Origin of the sequence: Streptomyces similanensis (genome assembly GCF_039543625.1) — a bacterium.
Taxonomy (GTDB): Bacteria; Actinomycetota; Actinomycetes; order Streptomycetales; family Streptomycetaceae; genus Streptomyces; species Streptomyces similanensis.
This window is the reverse complement of record NZ_BAABKC010000011.1, coordinates 92,634-106,198: the sequence shown is the minus strand read 5'-3', so window position 1 is coordinate 106,198 and position 13,565 is coordinate 92,634. Positions and strand designations below refer to the sequence as shown.

Below are 13,565 nucleotides of genomic sequence, written 5' to 3'. Positions count from 1 at the left end.
TCAGACGCCGGGAACCGCCGCGCTCTCCATCAGCCCGCTCACCTCGGTGCCGGGCGGGGTCAGCAGGAACACGTTGCGGTCGACCCGGTGCATTCCGCTCGCCAGGCCGAACACGACCCCCGTGCTGAAGTCCAGGATCCGCTTGGCGACGTCGCCCTCGGCGCTGGTGAGGTCCAGCAGCACCGGAACGCCCGCCATCAGCGTCTCGGCGACGTCGCGCGCGTCCGCGAACACGTTGACCCTGAGGACGACGAACCGGCGGCGCAGTTCCGTCGCCGCGTCCGGGAGGGCGCGGTGGTCCACCGCCGACGGCCACGAGTCGCGGCCCCGCAACGGAACGACCTGGGCGAGCCCTTCCCACTGTTCATCGGTGACGTCGTGGCTGTTCACCGGCTCCCCCCCGACCTGACTCGCACTCATCGCCTGCACCAGACCAATTCTTACGCCATGTCACCTGTTCGGCCCAACAGCGACACGTTGGGCGACGGACAGGAGGCGAACGTCACGCCCGCTCCCGGTCGCCTGCCCCGTCGCCCGGAGGCCATCCCCGCCCCGCACCACTCAGGCCGCACCGGCCCCGCCGCCCCCTGCGGGGAGGCCCCTCCGGTCGCCCCGGTACGGTACGTGGACCGTCGCGGGAGGCGCGGGGCGGCGGCGTGGGGACAAGCGGGGATAATCCGTGGGTGAGTCCCGTTCGATTTCCTGTTCGCCCCTCGTGGGCCGGACGCAACTACACGCTGCTGACCGCCGCCGCCGTCGTCTCCGGGCTCGGGAGTTCGGGTGCGCTGGTGGCGGGAGCCTTCGCGGTGCTCGCCGTCGGGGGCTCGGCGACCGACGTCGGTCTGGTGGCCGCCGCCCGCACGGTCCCGTTGATCGTGTTCCTGCTGATCGGCGGGGCGCTGGCGGACCGGCTGCCCCGGCACCGGGTGATGGTGGCGGCCAACGCGCTCAACTGCGTCTCGCAGGCGCTGTTCGCCGTCCTGGTGCTGGCCGGCTCCGCACGGGTGTGGCAGATGGCGGTGCTGGCCGCGCTGGGCGGCGTAGGCCAGGCGTTCTTCTCCCCCGCCGCCGAGGGGATGGTGCTGGCCACCGTCTCGGGCAGCCGGTCGGGGCGCGCCTTCGCCGTCTTCCGGATGGGTGTGAACGGCGCGGGCATCCTCGGCGCCGGTCTCGGCGGCGCGCTGGTGGCGGCGGCCGGGCCGGGATGGGTGCTGGCGATCGACGCGGCGGCCTTCGCCGTCGCGGGTTCGCTGCGCGCCTTCCTCGACGTGCGCGGGATGCCCGAGCGGCGTGGCGGCGCGAGTCTGGCGGCGGATCTGCGGGACGGCTGGCGGGAGGTGGTCGGCCGGCCCTGGCTGTGGTCGATCGTGTTGCAGTTCTCCGTGGTGAACGCGATGGTCGCGGCGGCCGAGACGGTGTACGGCCCGCTGGTCGCGCGGGAGCGGCTGGGCGGACCGCAGCCCTGGGGCCTCGCGCTGTCCGCGTTCGGCGTGGGCACGGTGCTGGGCGGGCTGCTGATGACCCGCTGGGCGCCGAGGCGGCTGCTGCTGGTGGGCGTCCTCGCGGTGCTGCCGCTGGCGCTGCCGTCCGCCGCGCTCGCCGTGCCGGTGCCGACGCCCGCGCTGGCGGCGGTGATGTTCGCGACGGGGGTGAGCGTCGAGGTGTTCGCCGTGACGTGGATGTCGGCGCTGCACCAGGAGGTGCCGGAGGAGAAGTTCTCCCGGGTGTCCTCGTACGACTGGCTGGGTTCGCTGGCGATGGTGCCGCTCGCGACGGCGGCCGCCGGCCCGGTGCAGAACGCGGTGGGCCGCCCGGCCGCGCTGTGGGGCTGCTCGGCGCTGGTGCTGCTGCTGACGCTGGCCGTCCTGTGCGTCCCGGACGTACGACGCCTCACCCGCCGGCCGGCGGACCTGCCGAAGACGGAGGCGGCGGGCACGGAGGGTACGGCGGGCACGGCGGATCCCGCCGATCCGATCGCCTCCGCCTGATCCGTCGACGATCGCGGGCGCGGCGACCTGCACGCCGAAGCCGACGGCCCGGCGGGACGCGAACGACCCGGCCGGCTCCCCACGTCACATCACGTCACGCCGGGGCCGGCCGGGGCCGGATCTCGTCGCGGCCGTCAGGCCGGGCAGACCCCGAGGTCCTCCCAGACGCCCCACTCACCGGTGGTGCCGGGCTTGTCGCCGCTCACCCACCACTTGGCGCGCCAGTTGTGGCCGCCGTAGGAGACGGTGTCGCCGCCGTTGTAGACGCGCGCGGCGTCCCAGGCCGGCGCGGTGCAGACGCCGCCGCCCCCGCCATTGCCCCCGCCGGTGCCGCCCCCGCCGCCGCCGATGTTGACGTCCACGCAGGAGTAGAAGGCGTTGGCGGTGTCGGCGATGTTCCAGACGGCCAGGACCTTCTGGCGGCCGGTGAAGCCGCCGAAGTCGACCTGCTGGCTGACGTCGGCGCCGGGCTGCGCGTTGTGCCCGTCGAACTCGGCGATCTTCTGGTTGCCGATGAAGTACTGCCAGTTGGCGGTGGAGTGCCGGGCGGCGTTGTGCCAGGTGAAGGTCGCCGACGAGCCGACCGGCGTGACCTTCCACGCCTTGCTGTCGTCGTCGAGCTCGGCGTACTCGGCGTGGCCGCCGCTGCAACTGTGCAGCCCCTTGGGCCCTTCGACGCTCTGCGGCTCGTACTTGATCTGACCGCAGTCGACGAGTCCCTCGGCGCACTGCTCCTGCCGGCTGGTGGGCAGGGTGACCCAGCCGTGGGCGCTGGCCGAGCTCGCGGGAAGGCTGACGGCGAGCACGGGCGCGGCCAGCGCGCCGATCACACAGGCCACCCGTCTTTTCGTGTTCATGCCACACCACTCTCCTCGATGGACCGAAGCCGACGCCGTGCGGAACGACGCCCGGGGGTTCGAAAGAAGGCACACAGGTCTAGACCTGCCGTGAACTTGGTCTAGACCATACTCGGCAAGCGCACCCGGTCAAGGGGTTGGACAAGGCGAACTGCCCCCGTGGGCCGACGAGATGAGAAAAGAGCACGTCGCTCGGGCGGCCCGCGAGCGAGCCCGCCCCGCAGACGTACGGGGAAACACGCCCGCGCCCACCGGCCGGCGGTCACCCGCGCAACCTCCCCTGCCTGCGCATGCCACGCGCGGGTACCTGACACCCGTGGCACAGGACCGGTCCACAGCACCGCTTCGCACAACCGGATCGCAGGATCGGATCGCAGGATCGGATCGCAGGGGCGGACGGAAGGATGAACGGATGTCGGTCGACCTCGTCGGCTTCCTCGGTGTGGTCTTGGTGGCCTACGTGGTCCCCGGGCCGGACTTCGTCGTGGTGCTCAGATCGGCCGCCGAGCATCCGGCCATGGGGCGGGCCGCGGCGCTGGGCGCGCAGAGTGGGCTGTGCGTGCACATGCTCGCCGCCGCCGTCGGACTGTCGCTGATCGCGGCCCGCTCCCCGGTGGTCTACGACGCGATCAAGCTCCTGGGCGCGGCCTACCTCGTGTACCTGGGCGTCCGCGCGGTGCTGACCGCCCGAAGGACCGCGCGCCGGGCCGCCCACGAGCGACGCGCCGGCCGGCCGGCGGACGGCGATCCGGGAACTCCCGGGGTGCCGGCCGCGCCGGAGGACGGGCCGGGCCGGAACCGCCTGCGGTCAGGCTTCACCCAGGGCTTCCTCACCAACGTCCTGAACCCCAAGGCGGCGCTGTTCTTCCTCAGCATCCTGCCGCAGTTCGTCCACGGCGGCGGTTCCGCGGCCCGGCAGATCTTCTTCCTCGGCACCCTGGACGTCCTGATCGGCGTGGCCTACTGGTTCGCCCTGGTCGCCGTGGCTGCCCGCCTGCGCGCCCTCCTGATCCGCCCGAAGATCCGCCGGCGCTGGGAGCTGGCGACCGGCTGGCTGTTCATCGCCATCGGCATCGGCGTCGCGGCGGCCGCGTGAGGACGCATAAGAACTGACGTTCTTATTTAGTGTACGTTTGTTCCTATGAGCGAAAAGGGGACAGGCGCCCCCGAAGGACACGAGGGACGCGAGGGACGCGAGGCGGCGGGCCCCGGCGGACGACGGGCGCGGCGGCACGATCCGCGGCGCAGGGAACGGATCCTGGACGCCGCTCTGGAGGTGCTCGCCGCGGACGGGATCGTCGGCCTCACGCACCGCAAGGTGGCCTCCCGCGCGGACGTACCGCTGGGCTCGGTCACCTACCACTTCGCCAGCCTGGCCGAACTGCGGACGCGGGCGTTCGCCTGGTACGTCGGACAGCGCTCCGCCGAGTACGCGGCCCTCTTCACGGACGTGGCGACACGCGAGGACCTGGTCGACGTCCTGGTGGACATGGTCCAGGAAGGACCCGCCCGGCACCGCAGCGCGGTCCTCGGTTTCGAACTGCGTCTGGCGGCCCTGCGCGACCCGGCCCTGCGCGCGCTGACCCACGAGTGGACCACCGCCAGTCGCGCCGTACTGGCCCGCTTCACCGGGCCGGAGACCGCCGCCCGCCTGGACGCGCTGCTGGAGGGAATGATCATGCACGCGCTGCTGTCGACGGACCGGGAACCGCGCGAGCGGACCCGGGCGGCCATCGCGCAGACCCTCGGCCCGACCACCGCGACCCCGGCGACGCGCCCCCGTACCGACGCCCGCCCGCACACCCGACACACCTGACGTACCCGACACACTCGACACACCTGATCTGACACACCTGACACACCCGGGAGTACGCCGTGCCGACCCCGACCAGACCACCCGTAATCCAGGTCAGTGACGCCGAACTGGCCGATCTGCGCGCCCGGTTGAACGCCACGAGGTGGCCCGAGCCGTGGCCGGTCGAGGGCTGGGAGGCCGGCGCCGACCTCGCGGAACTGCGCCGTCTCGTCGCCCACTGGGCCTCCGACTACGACTGGCGCACCCACGAGGCCGCCGTCAACGCCCTGCCCTCCCACTTCGCCGACCTCGACGGCACCCCCGTGCACTACCTGCGCTACGACGGCGAACACCCGGACGCGCTGCCCATCGTGCTCACCCACGGCTGGCCCAGCACCGTGCTGGAACTCACCGCCCTCGCCGAACGCCTGGCCGCCCCCTCCCGCCACGGCGGCAGGCCGGAGGACGCGTTCACCGTGATCGTGCCCTCCCTGCCCGGCTTCGCCTTCTCCCCTCAGCGCCCCGCGCTCGACGGCGCCGAACAGACCCACGACCTCTGGCACCGCCTGATGCACGACCACCTCGGCTTCGAACGCTACGCGGCGCACGGCGGCGACCTCGGCGCCGGCATCACCTCACGGCTCGCCGAGGCCCACCCCGAGGCCGTCGTCGGCATCCACCTGCTCGCGGTGGCCGCACCGGCCGACCCGGCGGGACTCACCCCCGAGGAGGAGCGCCACGTCGCCTCCGTGGCGGCCTGGCAGACGGAGGAGGGCGGCTACCTGCACCAGCAGAGCACCCGCCCCCTCACCCTCGCCCCCGCCCTGACCGACTCACCGGCCGGCCTGCTCGCCTGGATCACGGAGAAGTACCGCGCGTGGAGCGACTGCGGCGGCGACCTGTCGGTGCGCTTCAGCGACGACTTCCTGCTCACCCAGGCATCGCTGTACTGGTTCACGGGCACGATCTCCACCTCGTTCCGCCCCTACTACGAGTACGCCCACGGCCTGACCCGGCGGGTACGGCGGGTCGAAGTCCCCACCGCCGTCGCCCTGTTCCCGGCCGACCTGAGCCACCCGCCCCGCAGCTGGGCCGAACGCACCCACCACGTCACCCGTTACACCCGCATGCCCTGCGGCGGCCACTTCGCCGCCCACGAGGAACCCGCCCTGCTCGCCGAGGACATCACCGCCTTCTTCCGCCCCCACCGCCCCCCGACAGAAGAGGAGACCAGCAGTGGACTGGACGCTTGACGAGAAGTTCGAGACACCCGGCGGCGTGGTGCGGTGGGGAACCTTGGGCAGCGGGGACCCGATCGTGCTGGTACACGGCACGCCGTACTCCTCGTACCTCTGGCGGGACATCGCCCCGGCGCTCGCCCGTACCCGGAAGGTCTTCTTCTTCGACCACCTCGGCTTCGGCCGGTCGGACCAGCGCGAGGGTCAGGACCTCAGTCTGGCGGCCCACGCCCGCAACTTCGCCGGACTCCTCGACCACTGGGGACTGTCCCGCCCCAGCGTCGTCGCCCACGACATCGGCGGAGCGGTGGCGCTGCGCACCCTGCTGCTGGAGGAGAGGAGCTACCGGGACCTGACCCTCTTCGACGCGGTGAGCGGCGGCGAGTGGGAGAGAGGACTGTTCCGGCTCTTCCTGGAGCACACGGAGGTGTTCCAGCAACTGCCGGGCTACGCGCACGAGGCCCTGGTCGCCGGCCACCTGCGGCACGCCACGCGGGCGGGCTTCCGGCCGGGTGTCCTCGACGCGTTCCTCGCACCGTGGCGGGGAGAAACGGGACAGGCGGCGTTCTACCGTCAGTACACCCAGATCAGGCAGGCGGACACCGTCCCGTACGAGCACTTGTTGAGCGACATCTCGATCCCGGTACGGCTGATCTGGGGCCGCGAGGACCGCATCCTCCCCCCGCGGTACGCCGAGTGGTTGCACGCACACATCCCGCACGCGGAACTCCACTGGATCGAGGACGCCGGCCACCTCCTCCAGGAGGACGCGCCCGGACAGCTGCTGGCCTACCTGACAGAAGGTTTCCCGTCGCCCTGAGCAGCGTGACACGTGACGGTGGCCGCCCGACGTGGCTCCCCCGGCGTTCGCGGCGGGCGGCCTGGCCAGCGCGCTGGGGGATCACCGCCCGGATTCCACGTCGGCGCAGGTGAGTCCGGCTCACCGGCCGGGACCTCTTCCGACGAGCGGGATGGATCTGACGGAAACGTCCCGGGTGACGCCGGGCAGCAGAGGAACCCTGCCGCCCGGCCGCAGTGGTGTCGCGTCAACAACTCCCCTGCTGGCGGGTCCTGGTCCGGGTCGAGACGCAAGAGGCCCTGAAACGTCGTGGATTGTTCACACTCCACCGACGCTATGAGCATGGTGGCCTGAGGCGGCGTAACCACGCAACCGGCCTTCGTACGCCGACACCGACAAGTGGCGTCTGAGCAGTGGATTCACGGAGAGGAAGAATTCTTCAAAATCGCCTTCCCGATCCGATTATCGAAGAATGACAGCGTCCGATCTTCAGTTTTCGTTCGAGGGGGTGTCTTGTCCTGGTCGGGCCGGTGAAGATGTTCGTGGCAGGGCATCCAGCGTCAACTGGCCCCTGTCGGTACACCTTGTCCGGGTCACTCGGGTCGGGGCCGCGGCTCTCCGTGGCAGCCGGCTCGACAGGAAGAATCGAGACCTCATGTCCTTCGCCCTGCCTCAGGTTCTCTCGTACCACCAGGCCCTCCTGCGATGCTCCGCTCGCGGTGACGCGGTCGTCGCCGCTCCGGGTGCGCTCATGCCGCCTGCGGCTGCGGCGGTGCTCGCCCTGGTGCTCGCAGGAGTGGGCTGGCTGATCATGCTCGGCTGCACGCCGCACGTCGCTGTGGCGACGGTGGCCGCCAGCGGTGTCGTGGCGGCCGAGTTGCGGCTGCGGCTGTCCTGAAACAGGTGAGGGGCAAGGGGTGCTGGGCGTTCGGCGCCCCTGCCCCGTCGAGAGGAGCGTGACCAGCTTGGCACGGCCGAACAACGAACTGCCGGACGAGCCGGATCTGCCCTGTGTGGAGCTGGCGGCGGACTTGCGCGTCCTGCGGAGACGGGCCGGACTCACCATCGGTGCCCTGTCGGAGATCTCCGGGCTGGCGACCGGGACCTTGTCCAGTGCGCAGAGCGGGGTCAGCGTGCCCAGCGAGAAGACGCTCAAGGCGTTCGTCACCGCCTGCGGCGATACCGATGCCACCACGTGGCTGGTCCGTCGGGAGGCCGCGCTGCGCGGGGAGCGTCCGGCGTCGGCGGGGGCTCCCACCCGGCGCATGGTCCACGAGGACCGCATTCGGCCCGCGTGGCGGGGGACTTGGCGACGCTGGGACAAGACCGGTCGGCTCACGCCGCCCTCGGGTGCCACAGGCCCTCGGGCACTGCCGTTCTGGCTGTCGGGGCTGCGGGCCTACCGGTCGATGTCGTTCCGGGCGATGGCCCGGGAGTGCGACTACGCGCACTCCACGCTCGCCGCCATGGCCAACGGATTCCAGCCCGTGACGGTGCGGGGGTTGCTGGCCTTTCTCGACGCCTGCCGGGTTTCGAGCTTCGCGGAGCGGGTCGAGTGGCTGGAGCTGCTGGAACGCACCTGCACCAGCCCTCGCCGTCGGCTCGACGCGGCACGCGAACAGGTGCGTCTGCGCGCTCTGATGACAGGTAGGCCTTCGGATGCCTCGGGGGAGGCCGCATCAACCGGCGGGCACGGCGAGGACGACGGCCCGCGCGACTGGCCCGAACTGCCCAGGCCCGCCTGGCCGAGGCAGCGGGCCGTGCATGTGGATCGGCTTCTCCTCAAGACCGATCTGCAGGCGTTGAACCGGTTCTACGGTGGCCAGTTCGTCCCGCTCCTGGCACGACACACAGGCATAGGCGTCTCGACCTTGCACCGATACCTGCGCAACGAGGTCGGCTTCCTCGGTGCGGATCAGATGAACAGGCTGGCGGCCGCCCTGGTCAGGCTGGGCAGTACGCCTCCGCCCCGGGACCGGCTCGCCTCCCTCCTGCCGCCGCCGGCCGCCTGGCCCGGGGCGGACCGGGATCCGATGCGCCCCTCCGGCTCCGCCGTCAGGGACAGGACGTGAGGGACGGGGCGTGAGGTCGCCGGAACGTCCGGCCTCGGGTCCGTCACCCCGCGCTCTTCGGCCCGGGCCCCGGTCGCACATCATGTGCGTCCATTAAGCCGCAGGTCAGGAGCCCTTCGCTGCAGGCTCCAGAATGACCACGCACTCCACATGATGCGTCATCGGGAAGATGTCGCATGACCAGGGAGCGGGAGCGTACCAGCTCCGAGGGTGCTTATTGCTTCTTCGAGCGGGGTGCTGGGGCCGTAGCGCGCCGAACGAACGGCATCATCCTCAAGGCGACAGAGCCCTGCTCGTCAATGGCTCGATACTCGTCGGATCTGCGGCCGCCGCGCTCTCGAGATGCGCCTCAGCGGGAAGGGGCCCCGGTCCAAGGTGCGTGAGCAAGCTGATAGCAGCCCTGTGCTCCAACTGCGCCCGTTCGGCGGTGGCCGCGAGCGGGACGCCGATCCACGCCACGTCCGGCCCTTGAGCCAGGACGAGCTGCTCAGCGCTCTCCTGTCCGAGGTCAATGCTTGCAGTCAGCAGAGCCACGGCACCAAGTGACCGTACCACCCGTCAACGGCCGTGGCCGAGCCCGTCCAGAACCACTCCTCTTGATCGCCACGCTCACCTAAGATGGCGACCGAAAACATCTCAGCGGCCCGACGGGCTTCCTGATCCGTCACGCACCCGCCCCCGCGGCGGCGCGCGGCGGACACCGGAGGACATGCCCCCACCCGCACGAGTCTTCTTCGTGCTGCCTGGGGGCATTTCCTTGCTGTTCCGTGAGTCCGCGGCGTCCGTCGCCGCCCGCATCCTCGAAGGGTCGCTGGCGCTGCATCTGACCGAGAACTTCCGTCATCTGCACGGTCGGACGCCCGCGCAGGCGGAGATACGGTCTTGGGAGCGCAGTCTGCCCGCCCTCGTCAATGCCCTCACGGAGGCCGGGCTTGACGACATCGAGGTCGTCATCGAGTACAGCCTGCCCCTCACCAGCAAGCGCGCCGACGCCGTCCTGGCCGGCGTGCACCCGACGACGGGACAGCCGTCGTACGTCGTCGTGGAGCTGAAGCAGTGGAGCGAGGCGCACCCGGACGAGGAGGACCCCCTTCTCTGCCGGCTCGACGCCTACCCGCAGCCCGTTCTCAACCCGATCGAACAGGTTCGCGGCTACTGCGAGTACCTGCTGTCCTTCAACGCGGCCTTGGAGCGGATGCCCGGGTCGCTGGCCGGTGTGGCCTTCCTGCACAACGCGACCGAGTCCCGGATCACCGGGCTGCGGAGCGTCAGGGAGGACCAGTACGGCCGGATGTACACGGCCGACCAGCGGGGCGCCTTCCTGGACTTCCTGCGGTCTCGGCTCGCCGCCAAGCCCGGCGCCGAGGCCGCCGACGTCCTGCGGGACGCCAAGATCCGGCCGTCCAGGCAGCTGATGGCCGTCGCGGCGGCCGAGATCCGCGATCGAGAGCAGTTCGTCCTTCTCGCCGAGCAGCGGGTCGCATACGAGATGGTGATGTCCGCCGTACGCAAGGCCAAGCGCGGCAACCACAAGAAGGTCATCGTGGTGACCGGCGGCCCCGGTTCCGGCAAGAGCGTCATCGCTATGTCGCTGCTGGGCGAGCTGTACCGGCGCGGGGAGACCGCCCTGCACGCCACCGGGTCGGCGTCGTTCACCAAGACGATGCGGAAGGTCGCCGGGCACAAGAAGCGCGAAGTGCAGCAGCTCTTCAAGTACTTCAACAGCTTCATGGATGCCGAGCCGAACGACCTCGACGTGCTGATCTGCGACGAGGCGCACCGGCTGCGGAAGACCTCCGCCAACCGCTACACCAAGGCCGAGCTGCGCACCGGCCGGCCACAGGTCTCCGAACTCATCGACGCGGCCCGGGTGCCGGTGTTCCTGCTCGACCAGCATCAGGTGGTGCGGCCCGGCGAGATGGGGACGAAGGAGGAGATCCAGCGGGCCGCCGCCACGGAGGGCCTGGACTGCACTGTGATCGAGCTGGATGGCCAGTTCCGGTGCGGCGGCAGCGACGCGTACGAGAAGTGGGTCATCGACCTGCTCGGCCTGGAGGGCGGTACGCCCGGTCCGTGGGAGCCCGACGGCAAACTGGAGCTGCGGACCGCCGAGAGCCCGCAGGAGCTGGAGGACTTCCTCGTCTCGAAGCGCGCGGAGGGCTTCGGCGCGCGGATGTCGGCCGGTTACTGCTGGAAGTGGACGACCAAGGTCACCCCGGAGATGACGGCGCTTCCCACCGACGTCGTCATCGGCGACTGGGCACGGCCGTGGAACGTGTACGGCGACCGGTCCGTGTTCGGGGCCCCGCCGGCGCCTCTGTGGGCCACGGAACCGGAAGGATTCGGCCAAGTCGGCTGCGTCTACACCGCACAGGGTTTCGAGTACGACTGGTCCGGCGTGATCATCGGCCCCGACCTGGTGTGGCGTACTGACCACTGGGTCGTGGACCGATCCGCGTCCAAGGACCCCATCTTTACGAAGGCCACACCGGAGAGCGAGATCAACCGGCTCATCCGCAACACCTACAAGGTGCTGCTGACGCGGGGCATGGTCGGCACGATCGTCTACTCGACGGACCCGGAGACACGGGAGAAACTGCGCTCGCTGGTGCACCCCTCGTCCGGGGTGGAGGCGCCCGCGCTCGTGTAGTCGGGCAGATCGACATCAAGGAGTCCATCTCCACGTCGGACTTCGCCCTCCAGCTCTCGGAGGCGACGACGCCCGAGGGCGCCGAGCGCGCGCTGCGCGACCAGTGGTCACGGAGCGGCTACTGGAGAACTTCGACGAGGCGCTGGGGCTGATCCGGGCCGCGCTCGACGGCCGCACGTCGAAGGCGGCCTACCTGCACGGCTCGTTCGGTTCCGGTAAGTCGCACTTCATGGCCGTGCTGCACGCCCTGCTCAGCGGCAACCCGGCGGCCCGCGCCCGCACCGACCTCGACCCGGTGCTCACCAAGCACGAGTGGCTGGCACGGAGGGCAAGCGGTTCCTGCTCGTGCCGTACCACATGCTCGGGGCGAAGGCACTGGAGCAGCGGGTCCTCGGCGGCTACGTCAGCCACGTCAAGAAGCTGCACCCTCAGGCGCCGACGCCGCAGGTGTGCCGGACTGACGCCCTGTTCGAGGACATCCGGGCGATGCGCTCCCGCATGGGCGACGCGGCCGTGATCGGAGGACTCACCTCGCCGGACGACGGCGGGGCGGACGAGGAGGACGAGTGGGGTGAGGCGTTCGGCTGGTCGCCCGGACTGCTCGACACCGCGCTGGACGCCGAGGAGGTCCACGAGGGCGGGCAGGCGCTCAACCTGGTCAGCCCGTCCACGCCCGCCGAGCTGCGGGCGCGTCTCGTCCAGGAAGCGAGCACCCACCTGCTGGGTTCATCTCGCTGGACGCCGGGCTGTCCGTAATCGCCGAGCACGCCAAGTCGCTCGGTTACGACGGGTTCATCCCCTTCATGGACGAGCTGATCCGCTGGCTGGCCACCCTCATCCACGACCAGAAGTTCGTGGCTCGGGAAGCCGGCAAGATCACCAACTTCGTGTAGGGCGGCGACGCCCGCCGCGCCGTCCCGGTCATCTCCTTCATCGCCCGCCAGCGCGACCTGCGCGAGCTGGTCGGCGAGGAGACGTCGGGGGCCGCGGAGGCGTCCATCCAGGACACACTCAACCTGGCCTCCGGCCGCTTCGACAAGATCACCCTGGAGGACCGCAACCTCCCCCAGGTCGCCCTTGCCCGGCTGCTCAAGCCGAAGGACGCGGAGGCCGCCGCCCTCGTCGAGGCAGAGTTCGACAAGACCCGCAAGATCCGCCAGGGGGTGTGGGACACGCTTCTGGGGTCCGACCGCGGGGCGGAAGGCGTCGGCGCGGACGAGGAGAGCTTCCGGCTGACGCACCCGTTCTCACCGGCGTTCATGGACACCCTCGTGCACGTCTCCTCCGCGCACCAGCGCAACCGGACCGGCATGAAGCTGATGGGCCAGCTCCTCGCCGACCACCGTGCCGAACTGCGGCTGGCCGACCTGATCCCGGTCGGCGACCTGTACCCGCTGATCACGGCGGGCGGCGACAAGCCGTTCACCCACAGCCTGAAGGTGGTCTTCGAGGCAGCCGACAAGCTGTACCGGACCAAGCTGCGGCCCTACCTCACAGCGTGACGGAGGAGGACGTCGAGCAGTACGCGAACCGTCCCGACAGCGTCACCAACCCCACGCCACGAACCCGAATCAAGCAGTTCACCGGGGACAACCGGATCATCGGCACCCTGCCGCTGTCGGCGCTCGCCCCGAGCGTCCCCGCCCTGTCCGACCTGACCATCCGCCACCTGTCCGCACTGAACTACGGCTCGGTCACCGCTCCGATCCCGGGGAGGCCTACGGACTCGCCGACAGGAAGGCCGCCGACGTAAAACTCGGCTTCTCCGACCACCTGCAATCGCTGCGGAGGTCGACGGGCTCACCCTGTCCTTCGGCCAGTCGCTCCGCGACGGCGTCCGCCCCATCGCGAGCCGGCTGCTCGCCGGCCAGTACCTGGCCCCAGACGAACGGCAAGGTCGAACGCTTCAACCGGACGCTGCCGGACGAATGGGCCTACGCCCACCCCTACCGCAGCGAGCGGGAACGACGCGAAGCGTTTCCCTGCTGGCTGCACACCTACACTCACCACCGCGGACACACCGCGCCCAAGGGTCGACCACCCGCCAGCCGTCTCCCCAACCTCGCAGGGCAATACACCTAGGTCCACGAGATCGTCACTGACCTCATCGGTGTGGTGCTGATCGGGGCTTCCTTATGTCCTCCATGAGCCGCAACAAGCGGCTCG

The 13,565-nt window shown here is 70.7% G+C and carries 11 protein-coding genes and 3 pseudogenes; 11 read left to right on the top strand and 3 right to left on the bottom strand.

Annotated features, from left to right (window positions below; genetic code table 11):
* Complete coding sequence (locus tag ABEB07_RS03785) at positions 1 to 420, bottom strand: cell division protein SepF (protein ID WP_345667006.1); 420 nt, start codon at positions 418 to 420, stop codon at positions 1 to 3.
* 263 nt (positions 421 to 683) lie between these two features.
* On the opposite strand from ABEB07_RS03785, the gene ABEB07_RS03780 reads away from it, so the two are divergent.
* On the top strand, positions 684 to 1,988 hold the full coding sequence (locus tag ABEB07_RS03780) for an MFS transporter (RefSeq protein WP_345667005.1): 1,305 nt from the start codon (positions 684 to 686) through the stop codon (positions 1,986 to 1,988).
* Between the two features lie 134 nt (positions 1,989 to 2,122).
* On the opposite strand, the gene ABEB07_RS03775 is transcribed toward ABEB07_RS03780, so the two are convergent.
* The gene (locus ABEB07_RS03775) at positions 2,123 to 2,845 is read right to left on the bottom strand and encodes a lytic polysaccharide monooxygenase (RefSeq protein ID WP_345667004.1); all 723 of its coding nucleotides are present in this window, start codon (positions 2,843 to 2,845) and stop codon (positions 2,123 to 2,125) included.
* Positions 2,846 to 3,257: 412 nt separating this feature from the next.
* Between ABEB07_RS03775 and ABEB07_RS03770 the strand changes: the two genes are divergently transcribed.
* From ABEB07_RS03770 to ABEB07_RS03755, 4 genes are read left to right on the top strand one after another with little or no spacing between them, the layout of a single operon-like run.
* Entirely contained in the window at positions 3,258 to 3,941 is a 684-nt protein-coding gene (locus ABEB07_RS03770; protein WP_345667003.1) for a LysE family translocator, read from the top strand.
* A gap of 45 nt (positions 3,942 to 3,986) precedes the next feature.
* Positions 3,987 to 4,661, top strand: coding sequence for a TetR/AcrR family transcriptional regulator (locus ABEB07_RS03765; protein ID WP_345667001.1), 675 nt, complete (start codon positions 3,987 to 3,989; stop codon positions 4,659 to 4,661).
* A 59-nt stretch (positions 4,662 to 4,720) separates the two neighbouring features.
* A complete protein-coding gene (locus ABEB07_RS03760; RefSeq protein WP_345667000.1) occupies positions 4,721 to 5,893 on the top strand; it encodes an epoxide hydrolase family protein in 1,173 nt (390 codons plus the stop codon).
* Complete coding sequence (locus tag ABEB07_RS03755) at positions 5,877 to 6,698, top strand: alpha/beta fold hydrolase (RefSeq protein ID WP_345666999.1); 822 nt, start codon at positions 5,877 to 5,879, stop codon at positions 6,696 to 6,698. The genes ABEB07_RS03760 and ABEB07_RS03755 overlap by 17 nt, the downstream gene beginning before the upstream one ends.
* Positions 6,699 to 6,711: 13 nt before the next feature.
* Here ABEB07_RS03755 and ABEB07_RS03750 read toward each other — a convergent pair.
* Positions 6,712 to 6,807 (bottom strand): annotated as a pseudogene (locus tag ABEB07_RS03750) (IS5/IS1182 family transposase); the annotation flags it as partial.
* A 621-nt stretch (positions 6,808 to 7,428) separates the two neighbouring features.
* On the opposite strand from ABEB07_RS03750, the gene ABEB07_RS03745 reads away from it, so the two are divergent.
* The 6 genes and pseudogenes from ABEB07_RS03745 to ABEB07_RS03720 all read left to right on the top strand — a co-directional run.
* On the top strand, positions 7,429 to 7,575 hold the full coding sequence (locus ABEB07_RS03745) for a hypothetical protein (protein WP_345666998.1): 147 nt from the start codon (positions 7,429 to 7,431) through the stop codon (positions 7,573 to 7,575).
* Positions 7,576 to 7,633: 58 nt separating this feature from the next.
* The gene (locus ABEB07_RS03740; RefSeq protein WP_345666996.1) at positions 7,634 to 8,749 is read left to right on the top strand and encodes a helix-turn-helix domain-containing protein; all 1,116 of its coding nucleotides are present in this window, start codon (positions 7,634 to 7,636) and stop codon (positions 8,747 to 8,749) included.
* 402 nt (positions 8,750 to 9,151) lie between these two features.
* On the top strand, positions 9,152 to 9,295 hold the full coding sequence (locus ABEB07_RS03735; RefSeq protein ID WP_345666995.1) for a hypothetical protein: 144 nt from the start codon (positions 9,152 to 9,154) through the stop codon (positions 9,293 to 9,295).
* A 211-nt stretch (positions 9,296 to 9,506) separates the two neighbouring features.
* Positions 9,507 to 11,399, top strand: coding sequence for a DUF2075 domain-containing protein (locus ABEB07_RS03730; protein WP_345666994.1), 1,893 nt, complete (start codon positions 9,507 to 9,509; stop codon positions 11,397 to 11,399).
* Between the two features lie 8 nt (positions 11,400 to 11,407).
* Positions 11,408 to 13,113, top strand: a pseudogene (locus ABEB07_RS03725) (BREX-2 system ATPase PglY); the annotation flags it as partial.
* A 164-nt stretch (positions 13,114 to 13,277) separates the two neighbouring features.
* Positions 13,278 to 13,481, top strand: a pseudogene (locus tag ABEB07_RS03720) (integrase core domain-containing protein); the annotation flags it as partial.
* Positions 13,482 to 13,565: the final 84 nt, after the last annotated feature.

What these genes read in the sequence shown, in the direction of transcription:
- ABEB07_RS03765 (WP_345667001.1), top strand. Translation starts at nt 3,987, where the DNA reads ATGAGCGAAAAGGGGACAGGCGCCCCCGAAGGACACGAGGGACGCGAG.
- ABEB07_RS03770 (WP_345667003.1), top strand. Translation starts at nt 3,258, where the DNA reads ATGTCGGTCGACCTCGTCGGCTTCCTCGGTGTGGTCTTGGTGGCCTAC.
- ABEB07_RS03745 (WP_345666998.1), top strand. Translation starts at nt 7,429, where the DNA reads ATGCCGCCTGCGGCTGCGGCGGTGCTCGCCCTGGTGCTCGCAGGAGTG.
- ABEB07_RS03785 (WP_345667006.1), bottom strand. Translation starts at nt 420, where the DNA reads ATGAGTGCGAGTCAGGTCGGGGGGGAGCCGGTGAACAGCCACGACGTC.
- ABEB07_RS03775 (WP_345667004.1), bottom strand. Translation starts at nt 2,845, where the DNA reads ATGAACACGAAAAGACGGGTGGCCTGTGTGATCGGCGCGCTGGCCGCG.